The sequence below is a fragment of the Wohlfahrtiimonas chitiniclastica genome (assembly GCF_002252325.1).
GTDB classification, from domain to species: Bacteria; Pseudomonadota; Gammaproteobacteria; order Cardiobacteriales; family Wohlfahrtiimonadaceae; genus Wohlfahrtiimonas; species Wohlfahrtiimonas chitiniclastica.
Genome location: NZ_NEFL01000001.1, coordinates 529,497 through 550,741, shown reverse-complemented (window position 1 = coordinate 550,741; position 21,245 = coordinate 529,497). Strand labels below are relative to the sequence as shown.

Below are 21,245 nucleotides of genomic sequence, written 5' to 3'. Positions count from 1 at the left end.
TTTTTATGGCCATAAAAAAGCCCCAATTGAGATTGAGGCTCCTAGCATTAACGCATCATCACATTAGTGATTGTTATAATCTGAATAAGGTGTGACAGCCATCATGTCTTGCTGAATGGGTTTAGCCGCTTCAATCACAATGGCTAAGCTCATGCGATCAAACACTTTATACACCATCACCATGCCAGCGGCTTGCCCCGGAATGCGTAAACGCTTGCTGGGATCTAATGGATCATTTTTATAAATGTCAGGTTGTTGCACCAAAAGTAAATCGCCTGGGGATAAACCTGCATCTAATCCTTTGTCTAACACCACATTCCCACCTGCAGCGACGCTTTTGAGCATGCCTGGGGTATTGACCACCTGGGCTTCAGTTTTTTGTGGGGCAGATTTAGGCTCAAAGTATAAGTTGCCAATGTTGCTTGTTTGAGGTTTAGGCACCACATATTGTCCCGGCGTGATGCCACGGTTCACTGTACTTTTGATGTAAACGGTGGAAATGCCATCTTTAACATTTTCCACAACGATTTCACCAGTTTTAATCAATTCCGTACCGATGTCCACATCTTTTTTCTTTTTGCCTTTGCTGATGTCATCAAGCTTTAAGCCTTTATGTGTGATGCCGCGCTCATACACATTGTACGTTTGACCCGGTTGCAAATCACCTTTGATGAAGGCTTTAAGGTTCACATGTCCCGTTAAACGGTTGTCTTCAAACGCCACCACATACGGTAAAGATTTAAGGCTCGCAGCCTCGACAATTTCCATGTCCACAAATTTACCGCGTAAGTAGTCATAAGAGATCACCGGTAAACCTAAATCAATGGGTACTTCGCGCATTTCAGGGGAGAGTTTAACGGTTTTAAGTCCGCCTTGCTGTTTCGCGCTGCCATCTTTGAAGTTGCGCTTATAGACAATCTTGCCATTGTTGATGCTGAATTCATCACCCGGATAGATGCGATTGGGGTTCTTCACTTGCGGATTGTTTTTCCACAATTGACGCCATTCCCATGGGTCATCTGTGTACTTTTTCGCAATGCTCCATAAGGAATCTCCTGGCTGCACCACATAGTGTTGTGGGGCATCAGGTTTGAGCGTTGCCGCCATGGAAAGGGATGCGCACAACAAGCCAGTTGCAATGAGCAGGCGCTTTATATTCATAAATTATCCTTATTAATATTAATGCAAACAAAAATTTGATAAGATTATCTGAATTTTTTGAGCGTTTAGCAAGCCACCTGACCAAATTTAAGGCGTGCGGTGAGCGCTTCAAATCAGCGGTTTTTTTATTTTTTGATATGAATGGGTAGTTTTTAATCAATGTCTAAACTTGATGTAATTTATGTGCCACATGAGACGCTGCGTCAAACCGCAAGCGTTGTTACCACTTTTGATAAGGATTTGTATGAGTTAGCTAACGGAATGTTAGAGACCATGTATGAGAATAATGGCATTGGCTTAGCGGCCAATCAGGTCAATGATCTGCGTCGCATTTTTGTCACCGACTGTACAGAAGAAAAGAACGATCCTATGATCTACATCAATCCTGAGATCATTTGGGAATCTGAGGATGTGGCAGAATCAGAAGAGGGCTGTTTATCCTTGCCAAGCATTTACAGTGGCCCGATTGAGCGTCCATTTGCCGTTAAAATCCGCGCACAAGACATTCACGGCGATTTCTTTGAGCGCGAAGCGGAAGATCTATTAGCCCGCTGCATGCAGCATGAATTAGACCATTTAAATGGCATCTTATTCATTGACTACTTATCTCGCTTGAAACGTGAACGCGCCTTGAAAAAACTCGAAAAATATCTCAAAGATATGGAGAAAAAGCGATAATGACAGCACCGAACGCAACAAGAGTGATCTTTGCGGGCACGCCAGAATTTTCAACCGGTACACTGCAAGCTTTAATCGATGCAGGTTACAATGTGGTTGCGGCATATACACAGCCTGATCGCCCGAAAGGTCGTGGGAAAAAATTGGCAAAAAGCCCGGTTAAAGAGTTGGCAGAAAGCCACAATATTACTGTGTATCAGCCATTGAGCCTTCGTCAAGAAGAGGCGCAAGCAGAACTTGCCGCCCTCAATGCTGATGTGATGATTGTGGTGGCGTATGGTTTGATTTTGCCAGAAGCTGTGTTGTCGACACCTAAAAAGGGCTGCATCAACATTCATGCCTCTTTATTGCCAAGATGGCGCGGTGCTGCGCCCATTCAGCGCTGCATTGAAGCGGGCGATGCTGAAACGGGCATTGCCATCATGCAGATGGATAAAGGCTTAGATACTGGCGCCGTTTGGCGTGAGGCAAAAGTTGCCATCACAGAAACCATGACGGCGGGTCAATTGCACGATGCATTGAAAAGTGTGGGCGCAAATCTTCTCATTGAAACATTGCCAACGATTTTAGCAGGCAATGCTCAACCGGTGGCGCAACCTGAGGCTGGCGTGACTTATGCAGAAAAATTGACGAAAGAAGAGGCGAAAATCATTTGGTCAGAGCCTTCTGAGATCATTGATCGTAAAGTGCGTGCCTTTAATCCTGTGCCTTCTGCCCACACTTCGTGGCAAGGTCAGTTATTAAAAATTTGGCAAACGCGCTTGACAGATCATGCAAGCACTCGTGCACCTGGGACATTAGAAGTGCGTGAGGGCACTTTGTTTGTTCACACGGGCAGCACACAACTAGAAATCATTGAACTACAACTTGCGGGCAAAAAAGCAATGCTTGCACGTGACTTTATCAAAGGCACGTCACTTCATTTAGAGGAACTAATTTAAATGACAACCGATACCACTCTAAATGGCGTAAAAGTTAGCTACAAGCCAAAATCAGAGAAAAAAGCTGAACCTAAAAAGAGTCGTGATTTTTCTCGCGATGGACAAAAGCGTGTGCATTATGGCAAAGGGCAATCAAAGCCTTCTCGTCCATCGCGCACTCATAAGTCACGCACGCAATCTGCAACGCCAGATAAAAATTACAGCCCCATGAGCCATTTGCTTAAAGATCCGCGTTATTGCGCCATTGATATTTTGCACAAAGTGGAAAAAGGGCAATCGTTGTCTGAATTGCTCGCCACAGAAATGCGTGAGCTCAATGACAGCAATCAGCGTTTTGTACAACATTTGGTGTACGGCGCATTGCGTCACTTTGATGTGTTGAGTTTTCAATTGACGCACTATTTACAAAAGCCCATTAAATCCACAGAGCGCCAAGTTTACTTAGCGTTATTGTTAGCCATGTATGAAATCACAGAGATGAATACTGCTGAATACGCAGCTGTGAACAACTGGGTGGCATTGATCCGCGCGATGAATAAAGAGTGGGCAGTGGGTTTAACGAATGGTATTTTGCGTAAAGTGTTGCGTGAAGGTTTGCAACCATTGCCGAAAAATACTGCAAAAGTCTCGTTGCCAAAATGGTTGTCTGAAAGTTTGATCAGCCATTGGGGCGTTGAGAAAGCATGTGCGATTGCAGAGCAATTCATGCAGCATCCACCGATGACCATTCGCGTCAATCCTTTACAATCGACGCGTGATGCTTATTCAGCATTGTTAGACGATGCTGGCGTTGATCATCAAGTGCATGCCCATTCTGATTCTGCGATTGTCTTGACAGAAGCGGTGCCGGTGTCTGTGTTGCCACATTTTGATGAAGGCATGAGCTCTGTGCAAGATGCAAGTGCGCAACTTGCAGCGGTATTGATCAATCCGCAAAATGATGATGTGATTGTCGATGCTTGTGCAGCGCCCGGCGGTAAAACGGTGGCAATGCTTGAACGTAATCCTGAATTGACGAAAATTTACGCCATTGACAGCGTGAGCAACCGTTTAAAACGTGTGCAAGAAAACGTTACGCGCGTGTTTCAAGATGAATTGGCAGATAAAGTGGTGTTATCCGCGAACCATTTTGAAAACTTCACAGCCGATGAAGCCGTGGATGCCATCTTATTAGATGTGCCATGTTCAGCAACGGGCATCATTCACCGTCATCCGGACATTAAACGTTTACGTCAGCCGACAGACATTGCTGTGCTTGCTCAAACACAAGCGGATTTATTAGATCATGCTTGGTCAATGCTTAAAGTGGGTGGTCGTTTGTTGTATTCCACATGTTCGATTTTAAAAGAAGAGAACGAAGGGCAGATGCAAGCCTTTTTTGCTGCCCACAAGGATGCCAAAGAGTGTGAATTGTCCTTACCTTTTGCAGAGCGTGAAGCGTATGGCTATCAGATTTTGCCAGTGTTCTCTGAGCAAGCGGAAAAAATGGATGGCTTTTATTACTGTTTAATCGAAAAGATTGATGGCTAAACGCATCGGATGGTTGATCGTATTGTTAAGCTCATGGTTATCCATGAGCTTTGCGAATGAGTTTATGATTTCTTCGGTGTTCGTGAAAAACGGGCGCGAGGAGAACAGTTATAAAATCGCCATCGATGCCACCATCGAAATGAGTAAAGACCAAATACAGATGCTCGAAAATGGCATTCCCCTCACGTTTACCTACACTTTTGTGGTGGAGGAAAAAGTGGGGCTTGTTTGGTTAGAAGGGGACAATCCGCCCAAAAATTACAGCTTTGTCATCGCCTATAACGCATTAACGCGGCAATATGTGGTGCATGCAGAGCAGAGTAAAAAATATGAGAATTTCCCCACATTAACATTAGCGCTCGCATACATTGCTGAGCCTAAAAATTTTCGCATTAAAATTGCCCATCGAAAGGCAGACAAGATTTATCGTGGTGGCGTGCGCTTAAAACTCAACATTGATGAGTTGCCAACGCCGCTACGCATCCCGGCATATTTGTCGAGTGATTGGAATTTAGATACAGGTTGGAAGTATTGGGAGTTTGCTAAATGGTAAGAAGAACAAAAAAAGAGAGCATCATCCCTCTATTCATCTTATCGATGTTGTTGGTGATCATCTTAGGGATGATGAGCCAATCGTTAGAGTCTGTGTCAAAGTACTCAGATAACTTTATTTGGTTATTGGCAGCCGGCGGCATCTGCTTTTTGCTCCTGATTTTCTTTGTGGGGCATTATTTGGTGAAACTGGTGCGCATTTATCGCAAAGGTTACATCGGTTCGCGCTTAAATGTGCGCATGATGCTGTTTTTCTCTGGGATTTCGTTGTTGCCCTTGGCGATTTTGCTCTATTTCTCCATTACGATGGTGTATAAGGGCATTGACAGCTGGTTCGATGCCTCGCTAGACAAAGGCTTTGAGGATGCTTTGGCGTTGTCGCGCTCCTCGTTAGACATTCGCCGTGTGGATGCTTTAAATTTGACGCAGTCCACAGGTGAGCGCTTGATGACATTGCCCTTTACGGATTTGAGCTTTTACATTGAAAATGTGCGCGAAAACATCAACGCGATGGAGCTTTCCGTCTTTGATGGTCATGGCAATGTGGTGGCCTTTGCCTCCAGTGACTTTGATAAAGTGATGCCAGAGCGCCCGAATGATGTGATTCTCATGAGTGTGGCGCAAGGCATGGAATATGTGGTGCTAGAGCAAGTCTCTGACTCGCAATTGCGCGTGCGCGTGGTGACTAAAATTGCAGAAAATTTACCCTATATTTTGCAAGCCTTTTATGAGATTCCGGATAAATACACAGAGCTGGCAAACTCCACAAAAAACTCTGTGGAATATTATAAACAGTTTAAATCCTTAAGGGCGCCCTTAAAAATGAACCTATTGGTGATTTTAGGGCTCGTGGCGTTGTTGTCGATTTTATTGGCGCTTGGGGGTTCATTTTTTGCCTCTCGCCGTTTGGTCAATCCGATTCGTGATCTCTCCATTGCCACTAAAGCGGTGGCAGAAGGTGATTTAGAACGCAAAATTAAAGTCAAATCTCGTGATGAAATTGGCTTTTTAACGTCATCTTTTAATGAAATGACGCAAAAACTCAAGCATGCCCATGAAGTGGCGCAAAAGTCCCAAGGTTTATTAGAAGCTGAGCGTGCTCATTTAGCCTCCCTGTTAGAAAAGCTATCAAGCGGTGTTTTAGTGATCGATGAGCTTGGTAAAGTGCGCGTGTTTAATAATGCGGCATTGACCATTTTAGGGGTGATGGAAGAGGATTTAGACCAGTTAACCCTAGCATCGTTAAAAGATGCGCCAGAAGCATTGAGAAGCTTCATTGTGCCGCTCTTTGAACATCTAAAAAACACCACTGAAAAAGAGTGGCGCACGGAGATCAGTCGTTATCACAATGGTTCGCAGCAGATTTTATCGGTGCGCGGCTCAGAAGAGAATGATCAAATTGGTTTAAAAGGCGGTAAAATTGTGGTGTTTGATGACATCACCCAACTCATCAGCGGTGAACGTGAATCGGCTTGGAGTGAAGTGGCGCGCCGTTTAGCCCATGAGATCAAAAACCCATTGACGCCCATTCAGCTCTCGGCTGAGCGCATGAAGCTGCGTTTTTCTGAAAAAATGGTGGATAAAGATAAAGAGATCATCGATAAATCCACCGAAACCATCATCGCACAAGTGAAAGCGCTCAAAACCATGGTGGATGATTTCAGTCAGTATGCGAAAAGCTCACAGCAGCAGTTGGTGGAGCTTGATTTGAAAAAGCTCGTCAAAGAGGTGATGTATCTTTATCAGGATTATCCGGCGGCGCTTGAGATTCGCACGATGCTGACGGACGCGCCTGCTTATATTCTTGGCGACAGCTTGCGTTTGCGTCAGTTATTGCATAACTTAGTGAAAAATGCCATTGAAGCCTGCCCGGATCAAACGGGGGAGATTGATGTCTCCTTAACGAGTGATGATGATTGGGTGGTGCTGAAAATTAAAGATACCGGCATTGGTTTTGATCAGGATCAGATGGCGAAGATTTTTGAGCCATATGTCACCACAAAATCAAAAGGAACAGGATTGGGGCTTGCCATTGTCAAAAAGATCATTGAAGAGCATCATGGTAAGATCGCCATCTATTCAGAAGGTAAAATGATGGGGGCTGAAGTTGTGATTCAGCTGCCGAAAATAGTGAAATAGTCAAAAAGGATTTAGGATGTCTGAACAAAAAGTCAATCAACAGTGGGGCGGTCGTTTTTCAGAAAGCACAGATGCATTTGTGCAAGCATTTACGGCATCGGTACAATTTGATCAACGCATGTATAAAGAAGACATTGCCGGCTCAAAAGCCCATGCAGAGATGTTGCATCGCCAAAACATCTTATCAAAAGAAGATTTTGATTTGATCATCAAAGGCTTAAATGAAGTGCAAGCCGCGATTGAAGCAGGTACATTTGAATGGTCAGTTGCCCTTGAAGATGTGCACATGAACATTGAATCTGCATTGACTGGCAAAATTGGCATTGCGGGCAAACGTTTGCACACAGGGCGTTCGCGCAATGATCAGGTGGCGACGGACATTCGCTTATGGCTTCGCAACACGTTAGATTTAATCGATGCAGAGTTAAAGCGCTTGCAGTTGGGCATTTTAGATTTAGCGGCGCGTGAATATGACACCATCATGCCGGGCTTTACCCATTTACAAGTGGCGCAACCGATCACTTTTGGTCATCATTTGATGGCGTGGTTTGAAATGATCAAGCGCGACCGTTCACGTTTTGCCGATTGCCGCGCACGCATGAACTATTCACCGCTTGGTGCTGCGGCATTAGCGGGCACAACGTATCCGATTGATCGCCACATTTCCGCTGAGTTATTGGGCTTTGATGCACCGACAGAAAACTCATTAGACTCCGTGTCTGATCGTGACTTTGCCATTGAGTTTGCAAGTAGCGCAAGCATCATGATGATGCATTTATCGCGTTTTTCTGAGGAATTGGTGCTGTGGTCAACGCCAGCGTTTGATTTCATTGATTTACCCGATCGCTTCTGTACCGGCTCATCAATCATGCCGCAAAAGAAAAACCCGGATGTGCCTGAATTGGTGCGCGGTAAATCAGGTCGCGTGTTTGGTCATTTGATGGGTTTACTCACATTGATGAAAAGTCAGCCATTGGCATACAACAAAGACAATCAAGAGGATAAAGAGCCCATTTTTGACATTGCAGATACTGTATTGGGTTCTGTGCGTGCATTTGCGGATATGGTGCCTGCCATCATCGCGAAAAAAGAGAACATGTATTTGCGCACAAAATTGGGTTTCTCAACGGCCACCGATTTAGCTGATTACTTAGTGCGTAAAGGCATGCCCTTTAGAGATGCGCATGAAGTGGTGGGTAAAGCTGTGAAATTAGGTGTGGACACGGCGCGTGATCTCTCTGAAATGAGTTTAGATGAGTTGCGCGGTTTTTCTGACTTAATCGATGCGGATGTGTTTGAGTGTTTAACCCTTGAAGGCTCTGTCAATGCACGCAATCACTTTGGCGGCACCGCGCCAAATCAAGTGAAAGCGGCCATTGAGCGCGCTAAGGCTGTGATTTAGTCATCCACCAATAGTGATGTGAGGCTGCCGTCTTGACATGATGGCGGCCTTTTTTAATGTTGATCATAATTGCGCCATCATAGGCATTGTGGATATTGAAATGTGAATGATTCGGGTGTACTGTTTTTGTGGAAGTAATGAGCGTCGCATCCCACGTGTTCGGAATGATCAATTGACCGGATCGCCCTTTATTGGGCATCAATAAAATATCCGGCGCGGGCAGTTTTGTTAAGGCTTGCCATTCGCGCGGCGTCATATTTGACAATAACCAAATGCGCTGATCATCGAGCGTCACCTCAAATGCGCAACTTGTGTGAACGGGTAAGGGCATAATGGAGAGATGATTGCCATGATAATGATAATCCTGACAGGTTGTGGCATCCGCCATGAGCGGCATTAAACTTTGATGGGCAATGACAGGCGCATCAGGAAATTGCCGGCGAATGGTTTTTGTGCCACCAATGTGTTGCTGATTGCGTAGGCTTAAAATGATGCCATCTAAGTGTTCAATGCCAAAAGAATTGAGGGTGGGCAATATGGTGCTTTTTGCGGCTTCAAAACCTCTAAAATAAGGGCCCGTATCATAAAGCAGCGTTTGTTCATCGCTCTCTAATAAGACCGATAAGCCTTCACCCACAGGAAAAATATAGAGCCGATTGTGATGGCTTGAGAAGTTGATCCCACAGAGGCAACTCACAGCGATCAGCCCTGCGATTCCTTTAATTTTCCAATCATGACGTGTGAGTAACATTAAAGCACACACGGTGAGGATAATTGCCCACACCATCGGAATGTGTGGCACGGTGATGTGGCTGTAGGGAATGTCATTCATCACTTTTAAAAATTGTAGTAAATGGGTTAGACCCCAATCGCTTAAATGTAAGAATAAGTTGGCAATGCTTGGGAAGATGGGCAGCAGCACAACGCCCATCAATAAGGGCGGTAAAATAAACAGCGTCGTCCATGGGATGGCCAATAAATTGGTCAGTGGACTGATGAGGGAAACTTCATTGAAAAAGCTTGCCACAATTGGCATGGCCAATAGACTGATGATCAATTGTGTGAGCAATAACATCACAATAAAGGGCAACTTAAAGCGGCTGAGTAACATTAAAATGAGTACGGCAGTAAACGAAAGCCAAAGCCCAACTGTCAATACGGAAAATGGCGCGAGGATTAAGACAATCAGTAATGCAGTCGCGAGGCTTGATAGGTTAAAGATGGGGTAGCGCCATAAAAGTGTGAGCATAAAGATCGCAAACATAATGAGGGCACGCTCTGTCGGTAAGCTCATGCCAGCTAATAAGGCATAGCCAAAAGCGATGATGAGGCTGAATACCGCAGCGATTTGATAAGGGGCAGGACGCGCAATCATGCAAAGGCCAAAAAGTGTTCTGAGCATCACAAAACACCACAGCGCCACAAATGTTAAGTGTAATCCTGAAATGGAGACCAAATGAATGGTACCTGTTTGCCGAAGGAGTGACCATGTGGCTTGTGGGATCTTTTGCGTCATCCCAACGGTGAGCGCTGCCATTAAATCCCCATTTTGATAATGGTGCGCCGTGAGTTCATCCGCAATGTGTGCACGCAATGTCGTGATGGCATCACTGGGCTGAATTTCTATCAGTTGTGCATGATTCGCTAAATTTGCAGTGGCAATGCGGTTTTTTGACAAATGTTGTAAGCGCTGCGGCAGGGTGTGAAAGGATGCTTTGGCGCGATTGGGTTTGAGCGTCAATTGTGCTTCGTAAATGGCAGAGAGTGCAATCGGTTGCGCTTTTGGTACATTGTATAAACGAAACGCGAGATTTTTAAAGGCAGCGGGTTCAATAATGCGTGCTTCTAACGCATGGCTTTCAGGATAATATGCCGTGACTTGAAATTGATAAGTGTCTTGATGAGGGAGGCTAGAAAAGGCCGATTGATAATGAAGCAGTTTGGGGATGGCAAGGAGGCTTGCAAGCAGTAAACCTATGAGGATGAGGCATACAGTCAAACGATATTTGGCAAGAAAAACCGCAAGGATGGCCAATAGAATGGTGAGGCAAAGCAGAGAGAGGATCAGTATTGTGAAGCTTAAAGGAAAGAAGATGATGGCGACTAAACTGAACAAGGTGGTTAAGGATAGTGCAATCATCTTCAAGCCTCTTGAGTTATTGCGCCGCCTTGTTGATGGCGCGAATGGTGCGTAAAATCGCTAGGCGCTCTGGTTTAGAGAGCAAACAGCGGGACAAGCGTTTGTCCATCAAATAAGGTTTGAGTGGACCTTTGTCTTTTTTATCCACACATAATGCCAATGCGTATTGACGGGCAGGGTCATCGGTTTTAACGATGAGGGGACCTGTTTCACCCGGGAATTCTGCATTGATCACTTGCGTGGTGCCCACAGGCCAACGATAACTGACTTTTGTCATCACACTGCCACGTAAACTCTTGCCTGAATAGATGTTTTGAATGGGCACAAGCACCGGCACCACTTTTTTATCTTTAATGGAATAAAGATATTTGAGTTTTTTGAGGTTAAACAGTGCAAAGACGATTAAAAACGCCACCGCTAAAACAGAGAGCGCCACAAAGCGCACGGCAATTGCACCGCTGAACATAAACACGCCGATGATGCCAAGCATCAACGCCACTAAACAGACCAAGCTATAAAAGCGTACTGAACGACCAATGCTGATGTGTAAGCGGCGGTCTGGAAAGCTCGCTTTGATCATTTCATTACATTTACCGATATCATAAGCCATATTTTATCCTTTGTTAGACTATTATACTTTAACTTAGTACCGTCATATTTTAACCTATTTATTGGCAATTTTTTATGCCCCTTGCAAAATATATTGTATAAAGCGCTCTGGCTGTTCTTCGGGCATGAGATGGTCGCACTCTGGCAATGAACCTGAGCCTGTCAGGAGGCATGCTTTAGGGAGATGATCCATCAAGGCTTTTGAGGCTAAACGAAAAATGACTCGGGAATCTTCCCCCCAACAGATGCGCACTGGTACAGGGAATGTACTTAATGTTGTTTTATGAATCGGTTCAGGTTCTGCTTGCGTCAATAAACGCGAGACGGTATGAGCATTGTCTAATTTAATGGCTTGAATGCGCGGTGATTGATCCTGTAGCCCGAGATGATGCGCACTGCATGATTGCACAAAGGCATCGACAGCATCTGTCGGATTTTGACTGCGCAGTGCTTTGATGACTGGCGACATCATTTTGTGTAGATCACGGCTGAAAGCTTTAAGGGCAGCTGCATCCTCTTCTAAGCCATAACTTGGCACAATGCAATCATATAAATAGAGAGCTTTAAATAGATGCGGCGCTTTCAGGGCGGCAAGGAGGGCGACATGACAACTGTATGACCACGCCACAAGGGTGACAGGTTGCGTAAAGTTCTGCGTGCAATGTTCAATCAATTGATCACTATGGATGCGGGTATTGAAATGCGCAGCGTCAATGTTTGCGCCATCTATGCCGGCGCCAGACAATGTATGGGTGAATACAGACCCATCAGGATAGGCATTTTGTATAGGCTCAAAGGTGCGCTCATCACCTAAAATGCCATGGAGCAGTAAAAAGGGTGAATCCATAGATGGTAAAGGCATAATCAACTCTCTTTTTGTGAACTTGAAAATTATATATGGGTTTACATCACAATGCCAATTGACCTATGATAGCCGTTCTTTGAGCATTGAAAAGTAATCTTATGAACAAATGGGCAACACGAATCGCGCAAACGCTTGCTGAGCGCACCACCCTAGATGCATATCGAAGACGGCGCAGCATGCAGAGTTTGCCAAACAATCAATTGGTAGTGGAAGGGCGTCGTTATCTCAATTTTGCAGCGAATGATTATTTAGGGCTCAGTCACTCATTGCCGCTCATTGCTGCATGGCAAGAGGGTGCGGCATTGTATGGTGTGGGCAGTGGCGGATCAGGCTTGGTGACAGGTTACCAAACGCCATTAGAGAATTTAGAAGCAAAATTAGCCGATTGGTTGGGTTATGAGCGCGCGATTGTGTATCCCTCTGGGTTTTCTGTCAATCAAGCAGTGATTAAGGCGCTCATTGATAAAGATGATTGGATCATTGCTGATAAATTGAGTCATGCCTCTTTACTAGAAGCGGCGATGTTGGCAAAAGGCACCTTAAAGCGTTTTGTCCACAACGATGTGTCTGCCTTGATTCAGCAATTAGACAAAGCGCATGAACATGAAGCGGCGAGCCTTGTGATCACAGAAGGTGTCTTTAGCATGGATGGCGATGAGGCGCCGCTTAAAGATATGGCAACTGTGGCGGAAGTGACGCCAGATTGCTTATGGATGGTGGATGATGCCCATGGCATTGGCGTCAATGGACGAGAAGGGCGCGGCACGTGTGATGCTCAAGGCGTGAAACCTGATCTATTGATCGTAACCTTTGGGAAAGCGTTTGGTTTAAACGGTGCAGCATTGTTGTGCTCAGATGCAATGGCGGAGTATTTTACGCAAGTGTCTCGTCCATTGATTTATAGCACCGCCATTTCACCGGCGCATGCGCATGCGTTATTCAAAGCGGTGGATTTGATCCGTAAAATGGATGCAGAACGCGCCCATTTACAAGCCTTGATTGCCCACTTTAAAAAAGAGATGGCAGCGCTTGGCATTGAAAATGCGTCCAACAGCCCCATTCAGCCGGTGATCATTGGCAGCAACGAGGCAAGTTTGCGTGTATCAGATGCCTTGAAAAGTCGCAACATTTGGGCAACGGCCATTCGTCCGCCCACTGTACCGCCAAACAGCGCCCGCATTCGCATCACTTTAAATGCTGCGCACAGCTTTGAACAAGTCGATCAACTCATTGAGGCCATGCACCATGCGCTTAGCCGATAAATCCCAAGTGGCCACCGCATTTGGGCGCGCTGCACACTCTTATGACACGGCGGCAACTGTACAAAAAACAGTGGCGGATGCCTTAATGGCACAATTAACTGCGCAAGTGCCGCTTGATCAAGCGTGTGTGTTAGATGCTGGCTGCGGCACCGGTTACATCAGTCATGCCTTGAAAAATCGGGGCGCAGCACATGTGACGGCGCTTGATCTGTCTGATGCCATGCTCACACAAGCGATGCTCAAAGCATCTGCTCACGACTATGTGCAGGGGGACATTGAATCTCTTCCTTTGCCAAGTGATGCATTTGATGCGGTCATCAGCAGTTTAGCAGTGCAGTGGTGCCATGATTTACCGCGTGCGCTCTCTGAGTTGGTGCGTGTGTTAAAGCCGGGCGGCCGATTGTATGTGGCAACATTGGCGGATCCGACATTGCATGAATTGAAACAAGCATGGCAAGCGGTGGATGATGCGCAGCATGTGGTGGATTTTTTGCCCGTAGCCAATATTGAATTGGCGGCAGAGGGTTTAGGCCGCACCGTCCGATGTCATCATTATTGTGAAGTTTTGACATTTTCTGGCATTTTTCCGCTCTTAAAAAGTTTACAAGGCATTGGCGCGACCGCCATTGACCGCACACATAAAGGTTTGATGGGTAAAGCACAGCTGCAAACCTTAGCCCGTGCTTATCCCCAGCACGCCACAGGCTTGCCATTGAGTTATTATGTGACTGAAATTGTTATCATAAAATGATCAAATGCCCATTTTATCGTCAGTGAAATGGGCTTTTGAGCGGCTGTCTGTAAAGATAATTAAATTATTTTATTTTACAAATAAAGACAAATTTGTATTTACATTTTTCAGTCGAACCCCTATAATCTAGCGCTTCCGATAGACTTGCATTATTTAAAGTTTGTGAGATGAAAAATCCAAAAGTTGCAGTAATTATGGGCAGTCAAAGCGACTTGCCAACCATGCAGTTTGCGATCGACATATTAGTCGAGTTTGATATCCCTCACCACGTGCAAGTAGTATCCGCACATCGTACCCCTGAGTTAATGTTTGAATTTGCCACATCTGCGGTTGATCAAGGTTTTTCTGTGATCATAGCGGGCGCGGGCGGTGCTGCACATTTACCGGGCATGGTGGCGGCATTGACAACACTACCTGTGATTGGCGTCCCTGTTGAGAGTAAAGCCCTCAAAGGGATGGACTCCTTATTATCCATCGTACAAATGCCTGGCGGCGTACCCGTGGCCACTGTTGCCATCGGCACAGCCGGCGCGAAAAATGCGGGCTTATTGGCCGCACAAATGTTAGCGATCGCTGATCCGACATTGCGAGATCGTTTACAGAAGTACAGAAATGATCAGCGTGATTCTGTACTCCAACAAAAAATTAATATTGGAGAATAGATGATGAGATGCATTTTACCTAATCAAACAATCGGCATTATAGGAGGCGGTCAGTTAGGTAAGATGCTTGCAGCAGCAGCTAACCGTATGGGTTACCTCACGGCTGTCTATGATCCATCACTACACGCACCAGCGTTTTCCATTGCTCACCAATACACCATTGGTCATTTTGACGACTATGAAGCCCTCAGTCAGTTTGTGGCTAAGTGTGATGTGGTGACCTATGAGTTTGAAAACATCAATGCCGACCTCGTCAAACGCCTTAATGAACAATACAACAACATTCCCCAAGGACATTTTCCCCTTTGGATGACGCAAAATCGTATGCGTGAAAAAGAGCACATCGTCAATGCAGGTTTGCCTGTGCCACCCATTGTTATGGTGGACAGCTTAGGGGATGAATGGCTTGGGCTGCCAGAGAAATTAGGCTTCCCATTTGTGGTGAAAACCTCAGAAGGCGGTTATGACGGCAAAGGTCAAGCCGTAGTGCGCTCGCGCGAAGATTTACCGAATAAACTCTTTGCATTGATGGATTCATCCGTCATTGCTGAAGCCTTTGTGGATTATGATTTTGAAGCCTCCATTATTGGCGTTCGCGGGCAAGATGGTGAGTTTGTCACTTTCCCTGTGGCGCGCAATGAACACATCAATAATATCTTACACTGTTCCATTGCCTCGATGGATGAATCGGAAGATTTAACAGAACGCTTACACACAATGCTCAAAAACCTCATGGAAAAATATGATGTGGTGGGCATTTTAGCGATGGAAGTGTTTGTGAAGGGTGATGAGATTTATGTCAATGAATTGGCACCGCGCCCACATAACTCAGGGCATTACACCATTGAAGGCTGTACGACGAGCCAATTTGAGCAAGCAATCCGTGCTGTGTGTGGATTGCCTTTAGGCTGCACCACGCTTCGTCAAACCACGATCATGTATAACTTGCTTGGCCAACACATCGAACCCTTGATGACCTATTTACCCCATTTATCGCGCAATGGCCACGTCCATTTGTACGGTAAAAAAGAGAACAAATTTAATCGCAAAGTCGGTCATGTGACCTTTACGTGCGATCAACAGACGCAGGAATTTTCTCACGCTGTTTTTACTCATCAGGAGGAGTAATGAAAAACGCATTGTTGTACGAAGGAAAAGCAAAACAAATCTATTCAACGAACAACCCAGATGAAGTGATCATCTATTATAAAGATGATGCAACGGCAGGTAATGGCGCGAAAAAGGCGCAGTTTGAAGATAAAGGTCGCTTGAATTCTGAGATTTCTCGCATGATTTTTGCTCAATTGATGAAAGATGGCATCAAAACTCACCTCATCAAAGCTGTCAATGAGCGTGAACAGTTGTGCCATAAAGTGGATATTATTTTATTGGAAGCGATTGTGCGTAACATTGCGGCGGGCTCGCTGGTTAAACGCATTGGTTTAACCGAAGGCGAGACACTCAATCCACCGATTTTAGAGTTCTGCTATAAAAATGATGCGTTCAATGATCCATTAATCAATGATGATCACGCCATTGCCCTTGGTTTAGCCACGCAAGAAGAGTTGAATCACATGCGCAGCGAAATGCTCAAAATCAATGAGTTTTTAAAAGCCTTGTGGTTAGAAGTGGGCATTGATTTGGTGGACTTTAAAATCGAATTTGGCCGCATGAAAGATGGCACCATCGTCTTAGCCGATGAGATCAGCCCAGACACTTGCCGCTTATGGGACAGCAAAACCCATGAGAAATTGGATAAAGATCGCTTTCGTCAAGACATGGGCGGGGTGATCGAAGCGTATCAAGAAATTCATCGTCGTTTAGAGGAACGCTCCGAATGAGCATGAAACAACTGAATGAAGAATGCGGCGTTTTTGCTGTTTCAGGGAATCCTGAAGCGGCAACGTTGACATATTATGGCTTGCACGCCTTACAACATCGCGGGCAAGAGAGTGCAGGGATCGCAACATTGACAGAGGATGGCAAAATCATCTGCGTGAAAGGGGAAGGCTTATTAACTGAAGTCTTTGCAGATCCCAAAAAATTACAAAGTTTAGTGGGTGCAACAGCCATTGGCCATGTGCGTTATCCCACGAATAGCTCACGCGGTGTGATCAATGCGCATCCAATCGTTTTGAGCACCACAGATGAAACCATTGCCATTGCCTTTAATGGCGCATTGACGAATTCTGATGAGTTAAAAGTGCGCCTAGAAAAAGAGGGCAGCGTGTTTCATTCCTCCGGGGAAACAGAGCTTTTAGGACATTTATTGCGCCGTTGTTCGGGCACATTTTTAGAGCGCTTAAAGCAAAGTTTATTGCAGATTGAAGGCGCGTATAGCTACACAGTGTTGCATGACAGTGGGTTATATGTGGCGCGTGATCCACACGGCATCCGTCCATTGTCGATGGGGAAAATGCCAAGCGGTGGTTATGTGTTTGCTTCAGAAACCTGTGCATTTGACATTGTCGGTGCAGCGTTTGTGCGTGATGTAGAACCGGGTGAAGTGATCACGATTGACAATGGCGAAGTGATCTCAAGCTTTTTAGAAACAGAGCGCACTCATGCCCTTTGCATGATGGAATATGTCTATTTCTCGCGCCCTGACAGTGATTTAGAAGGTAAAAATGTGCATGCTGTTCGTAAACGCAGCGGCATTGAGCTCTTCAAAGAGGCGCACATTGATGCAGACATCGTCATTGGCGTGCCAGATTCAAGCATCTCTGCCGCCATTGGTTATGCAGAAGCGTCAGGCTTGCCGAATGAAATGGGGCTCATTAAGAACCGTTACATTGGGCGCACATTCATTCAGCCCACCCAAGAACTGCGTGAGCGCGGTGTGCGCATGAAGATCTCTGCCATCAGCAGCATTGTGAAGGATAAGCGCGTCATTTTGATCGATGATTCAATTGTGCGTGGTACGACAAGTAAACGCATTGCATCTTTACTTCGCACTGCGGGCGCAAAAGAGATTCACATGCGTGTGTCTTCCCCGATTTTTAAATATCCATGTTATTACGGCGTCGATGCCACAAATCCGCGTGAGTTATTGGCACAGCACCAAAAAACGGTGGAAGATATGCGCCGTTACATTGATGTGGATTCCTTGGCATTTTTAAGTCCTGAAGGTTTAATCAAAGCGACAGGGCACTCTGCGGATCGCGGTGAAAATTGCGGTTTGTGCATGGGTTGTTTCACCAACCATTATCCCACGAATATTCAGTTTAATGAGGCATAAATGAGTCAAGCATATAAAGAAGCAGGCGTAAACTTAGAAGCAGGCTATGAGTCTGTTGAGCGCATCAAAAAACATGTGATGAGCACCATGCGTTTTGGCGCGATGAATCTCTTTGGCGATTTTGGTGGGGCGTTTGACTTATCTGAATTGGGATATCAAAAGCCAGTATTAGTCTCAGGCACCGATGGGGTTGGCACCAAATTAAAATTGGCCTTTGAGATGAACATTCATGACACCATCGGCATTGATGCTGTTGCAATGTGTGTGAATGACATCTTAACGCAAGGCGCGGAGCCTCTATTCTTTTTAGATTACATTGCGTGCGGCGCAAACAATCCGGCACAAATTGAAGCGATTGTTGCGGGTGTGGCAGAAGGTTGTCGACAATCAAATGCCACATTGCTTGGCGGTGAAACTGCAGAGATGCCAGGTTTTTACCAAGATGGTGAATATGACATTGCAGGCTTTGCAGTGGGCGCGGTTGAAAAAGATGAGCGCATCACAAAAGAGAACGTGAAAGTGGGCGATGTGATCATTGGCTTGCCATCAAGCGGCGTGCATAGCAATGGTTTCTCATTGGTGCGCCACATCATTAAAAATCATGGTTTATCTTTGCATGAAACGTATCCAGGCTTTGATCGCCCACTTGGGGAAGTGTTATTGACCCCAACGATGCTGTATGTGCGTCCTGTTTTAGAGTTATTGAAAGCAGCTAAAGTCCACGCAATGGTGCACATCACCGGTGGTGGTTTTTATGAAAACGTACCGCGTGCATTGCCTGAAGGCATGGGCGCTGAGTTTGTCAAAGGCTCATGGGACATGCCGGCCATTTTCCCATTTTTACAAGAAACAGCCAACATCCCTGAAGAAGAGATGTACAGCGTCTTTAACATGGGGATCGGCTTTATGTTAATGGTGGCTAAAGAGGATGCGGAACGCATTCTTGCCCATAATGCAGATGCGAAAATCATCGGTAAAGTGACAGATTCCGGGCAAATCACCTTCCAATAATTCAATCACCCCAAATCCTCTGAATTTGGGGTTTTCATTTAAATGGATGAATCATGACGAAAATTGCAGTGTTTGGTTCAGGCAGCGGAACCAACTTTGATGCCATTATGAAATGGATCAACAATGGCAAATTACAAGCTGAAGTTGTTTTGGTGGTGTGTGATCAAAAAGGTGCGGGCATCATTGAAAAAGCTGAACGTGAAGGGTTAGAAACTTTTGTTTTTAGCGCAAAAGATTATGCCTCTAAAGCTGAATATGAAGCTGTATTGGTTGAAAAAATGCGCTTGCTTGGCGTTCAATGGGTGGTGCTTGCAGGTTTTATGCGTTTGGTGGGGGAGACTTTATTAAATGCTTATCCGCACCATATCATCAATATCCATCCTTCATTATTGCCAGCGTACAAAGGCAAAGATGCCATTGGTCAAGCGTACCGTGCAAAGGCAACAAAGATTGGTGTCACCATTCATTATGTGGATGAAGGCATGGACACCGGAGAAATCATTGCCCAAAAAGCCATTGAATTAACAGGAAATGAGTCACTTGAGGAAGTGGCGTACATGATCCATGCCGTCGAGCATGGATTGTATCCCGCCACTTTAGAAATGTTGTTTACAAAGGAGAAGTCGTTGTGTCTATAAAGCGTGCATTATTAAGCGTCAGTGATAAAGCTGGTATTGTTGAATTTGCTCAATCGTTGGCGAATTTGGGCTATGAACTCATCTCAACAGGTGGGACAAAAAAAGCCATTTTTGATGCAGGCATTGCCGTCAAAGACATTTCAGAGATCACAGAATTCCCTGAAATGATGGATGGCCGTGTGAAAACCTTACACCCAAAAGTGCACGGTGGTTTATTGTCCATTCGCGGCAATGCAGACCATACAAAAGCGATGGCGGACAATGGCATTGAGTACATCGATTTGGTGTGTGTGAATTTGTATCCTTTTAAAGAGACCATTTCTAAACCGGGCGTGACGTATCAAGACGCGATTGAAAACATCGACATTGGCGGTCCTTCCATGTTGCGATCTGCGGCTAAAAACCATGCATTTGTGACAGTGGTGACAGATCCTGCCGATTATGCAGTGGTGATCGAAGAGATCAAAGCAAGCGGTGACACCACCTTTGAAACCCGTCAGCGTTTAGCCCTCAAAGTGTTTCAAACCACAGCAGCGTATGATGCCTTGATTGCCGATTACTTTGCGCGCACATTAGGCGATGCATTCCCTGAAAAATTGACATTGACGTTTGAAAAACAGCAAGCGCTTCGTTATGGGGAAAACCCACATCAAGCTGCGGCGTTTTATCGCACGCCCTTAGCAGAAAGCAATGCCCTTGCATACGCCAAACAATTGCATGGTAAAGAACTCTCTTACAACAACATCCAAGATGGCAATGCGGCTGTGAACATCATGCTCGAATATAAAGAGCCTGTGGTGGTTGCTGTCAAACACATGAATCCATGTGGCGTTGGCACCGGTTCAACCTTATTTGAAGCATGGACAAAAGCTTTTGAAGCCGATTCCACCTCCATTTTTGGTGGCATCATTGCCACGAATCAGGTGATTGATGCACAAACAGCGACAGAAATGAGCAAGATTTTCTTAGAAATCATCATTGCGCCTGCATTCACATCCGAAGCGCGTGAGATTTTAGAAGCGAAGAAAAACATTCGTTTATTGGAAAATCCTGCGATGGTCTCTGAGCTTGATGGTGAATACACCACAACAGCGGTCAATGGCGGTTTATTGGTGCAAACGAAAGATCGTGGCGCCATTAATTTTGATGACTTTGAAATTGTCACAGAACGCGCGCCAACGAATGAAGAGAAAGAAGCTTTGCTCTTTGCTTGGAAAGTGGTGAAACATGTGAAATCAAACGCCATTGTCGTCGCTAAGGCAGGGCAAACTTTAGGCATTGGCGCCGGTCAAATGAATCGTGTGGGCGCTGCTAAAATCGCTTTAGAGCAAGCAGGCAGTGAAGCCGAAGGCAATGTATTGGCATCGGATGCCTTCTTTCCAATGGCAGACACATTAGAGATCGCGGCCAAAGCAGGCATTAAAGCCATCATTCAACCGGGCGGTTCCATTAAGGATCAAGATTCGATTGATGTGGCCAATCAATACGGCATTGCCATGGTCTTTACGAAAAAGCGTCACTTTAAACACTAATACGATTTAAAACGGTCACCGAGGATGATGGTAATTCCCTCAAGCAAAGGCGCTATCATCCTCGGTTGGCAGTGCAATGCTGCCGAACGCCGATTGTATCATCCCTCTTTAGCATCATCTTCCACGATTTTTAT

At 45.4% G+C, this 21,245-nt stretch carries 19 protein-coding genes; 15 read left to right on the top strand and 4 right to left on the bottom strand.

The features are described from left to right. Window positions 1-63 precede the first annotated feature (63 nt). Window positions 64-1,161, bottom strand: a complete 1,098-nt coding sequence (locus tag B9T10_RS02620; RefSeq protein ID WP_094537725.1) for a LysM peptidoglycan-binding domain-containing protein — start codon at window positions 1,159-1,161, stop codon at window positions 64-66. Window positions 1,162-1,320: 159 nt separating this feature from the next. Here B9T10_RS02620 and def point away from each other — a divergent pair, with 159 nt between their 5' ends. Genes def through argH form a run of 6 tightly spaced genes read left to right on the top strand, consistent with a single transcriptional unit; the run spans window position 1,321 to window position 8,403 of the window. After that, window positions 1,321-1,839: a peptide deformylase gene (gene def, locus B9T10_RS02615; protein ID WP_008314837.1), complete on the top strand. Its 519-nt coding sequence runs from the start codon at window positions 1,321-1,323 to the stop codon at window positions 1,837-1,839. Next, a complete protein-coding gene (fmt, locus tag B9T10_RS02610) occupies window positions 1,839-2,780 on the top strand; it encodes a methionyl-tRNA formyltransferase (RefSeq protein ID WP_094537724.1) in 942 nt (313 codons plus the stop codon). The genes def and fmt overlap by 1 nt, the downstream gene beginning before the upstream one ends. Beyond that, window positions 2,781-4,310: a 16S rRNA (cytosine(967)-C(5))-methyltransferase RsmB gene (gene rsmB, locus B9T10_RS02605; protein ID WP_094491229.1), complete on the top strand. Its 1,530-nt coding sequence runs from the start codon at window positions 2,781-2,783 to the stop codon at window positions 4,308-4,310. It abuts the gene before it with no gap. Further along, on the top strand, window positions 4,303-4,863 hold the full coding sequence (locus tag B9T10_RS02600) for a DUF4390 domain-containing protein (RefSeq protein WP_018122007.1): 561 nt from the start codon (window positions 4,303-4,305) through the stop codon (window positions 4,861-4,863). Before rsmB ends, B9T10_RS02600 begins: the two co-directional genes overlap by 8 nt. Continuing rightward, a complete protein-coding gene (locus tag B9T10_RS02595) occupies window positions 4,857-7,001 on the top strand; it encodes a sensor histidine kinase (RefSeq protein ID WP_094493482.1) in 2,145 nt (714 codons plus the stop codon). Before B9T10_RS02600 ends, B9T10_RS02595 begins: the two co-directional genes overlap by 7 nt. Window positions 7,002-7,017: 16 nt before the next feature. Next, window positions 7,018-8,403: an argininosuccinate lyase gene (gene argH / locus B9T10_RS02590; RefSeq protein ID WP_063503554.1), complete on the top strand. Its 1,386-nt coding sequence runs from the start codon at window positions 7,018-7,020 to the stop codon at window positions 8,401-8,403. Here argH and B9T10_RS02585 read toward each other — a convergent pair. The 3 genes from B9T10_RS02585 to B9T10_RS02575 all read right to left on the bottom strand — a co-directional run bounded on the left by B9T10_RS02585 (window position 8,387) and on the right by B9T10_RS02575 (window position 12,014). Beyond that, on the bottom strand, window positions 8,387-10,543 hold the full coding sequence (locus tag B9T10_RS02585) for a DNA internalization-related competence protein ComEC/Rec2 (RefSeq protein ID WP_094537723.1): 2,157 nt from the start codon (window positions 10,541-10,543) through the stop codon (window positions 8,387-8,389). The genes argH and B9T10_RS02585 overlap by 17 nt on opposite strands. Window positions 10,544-10,559: 16 nt before the next feature. Continuing rightward, window positions 10,560-11,153 (bottom strand): hypothetical protein, encoded by a 594-nt coding sequence (locus B9T10_RS02580; protein ID WP_008314823.1) that lies wholly within the window; start codon window positions 11,151-11,153, stop codon window positions 10,560-10,562. A gap of 72 nt (window positions 11,154-11,225) precedes the next feature. Continuing rightward, window positions 11,226-12,014: an alpha/beta fold hydrolase gene (locus B9T10_RS02575; RefSeq protein ID WP_094537722.1), complete on the bottom strand. Its 789-nt coding sequence runs from the start codon at window positions 12,012-12,014 to the stop codon at window positions 11,226-11,228. Between the two features lie 101 nt (window positions 12,015-12,115). Here B9T10_RS02575 and B9T10_RS02570 point away from each other — a divergent pair, with 101 nt between their 5' ends. From B9T10_RS02570 to purH, 9 genes are all read left to right on the top strand, one after another. Then, window positions 12,116-13,279, top strand: a complete 1,164-nt coding sequence (locus tag B9T10_RS02570) for an aminotransferase class I/II-fold pyridoxal phosphate-dependent enzyme (protein ID WP_094537721.1) — start codon at window positions 12,116-12,118, stop codon at window positions 13,277-13,279. After that, complete coding sequence (gene bioC, locus B9T10_RS02565) at window positions 13,263-14,030, top strand: malonyl-ACP O-methyltransferase BioC (protein ID WP_094537720.1); 768 nt, start codon at window positions 13,263-13,265, stop codon at window positions 14,028-14,030. Before B9T10_RS02570 ends, bioC begins: the two co-directional genes overlap by 17 nt. Window positions 14,031-14,197: 167 nt before the next feature. After that, entirely contained in the window at window positions 14,198-14,692 is a 495-nt protein-coding gene (gene purE / locus B9T10_RS02560) for a 5-(carboxyamino)imidazole ribonucleotide mutase (protein WP_063503549.1), read from the top strand. After that, on the top strand, window positions 14,693-15,820 hold the full coding sequence (gene purK, locus B9T10_RS02555) for a 5-(carboxyamino)imidazole ribonucleotide synthase (RefSeq protein ID WP_063454978.1): 1,128 nt from the start codon (window positions 14,693-14,695) through the stop codon (window positions 15,818-15,820). Further along, entirely contained in the window at window positions 15,820-16,533 is a 714-nt protein-coding gene (gene purC / locus B9T10_RS02550; RefSeq protein WP_008314810.1) for a phosphoribosylaminoimidazolesuccinocarboxamide synthase, read from the top strand. Before purK ends, purC begins: the two co-directional genes overlap by 1 nt. Next, entirely contained in the window at window positions 16,530-17,930 is a 1,401-nt protein-coding gene (gene purF, locus B9T10_RS02545; protein WP_063454976.1) for an amidophosphoribosyltransferase, read from the top strand. The genes purC and purF overlap by 4 nt, the downstream gene beginning before the upstream one ends. Further along, window positions 17,931-18,941, top strand: a complete 1,011-nt coding sequence (purM, locus tag B9T10_RS02540; RefSeq protein ID WP_094537719.1) for a phosphoribosylformylglycinamidine cyclo-ligase — start codon at window positions 17,931-17,933, stop codon at window positions 18,939-18,941. A 53-nt stretch (window positions 18,942-18,994) separates the two neighbouring features. Beyond that, window positions 18,995-19,579, top strand: coding sequence for a phosphoribosylglycinamide formyltransferase (purN, locus tag B9T10_RS02535; protein WP_008314803.1), 585 nt, complete (start codon window positions 18,995-18,997; stop codon window positions 19,577-19,579). Beyond that, window positions 19,570-21,111 (top strand): bifunctional phosphoribosylaminoimidazolecarboxamide formyltransferase/IMP cyclohydrolase, encoded by a 1,542-nt coding sequence (gene purH / locus B9T10_RS02530; protein WP_008314801.1) that lies wholly within the window; start codon window positions 19,570-19,572, stop codon window positions 21,109-21,111. The genes purN and purH overlap by 10 nt, the downstream gene beginning before the upstream one ends. Window positions 21,112-21,245 lie beyond the last annotated feature (134 nt).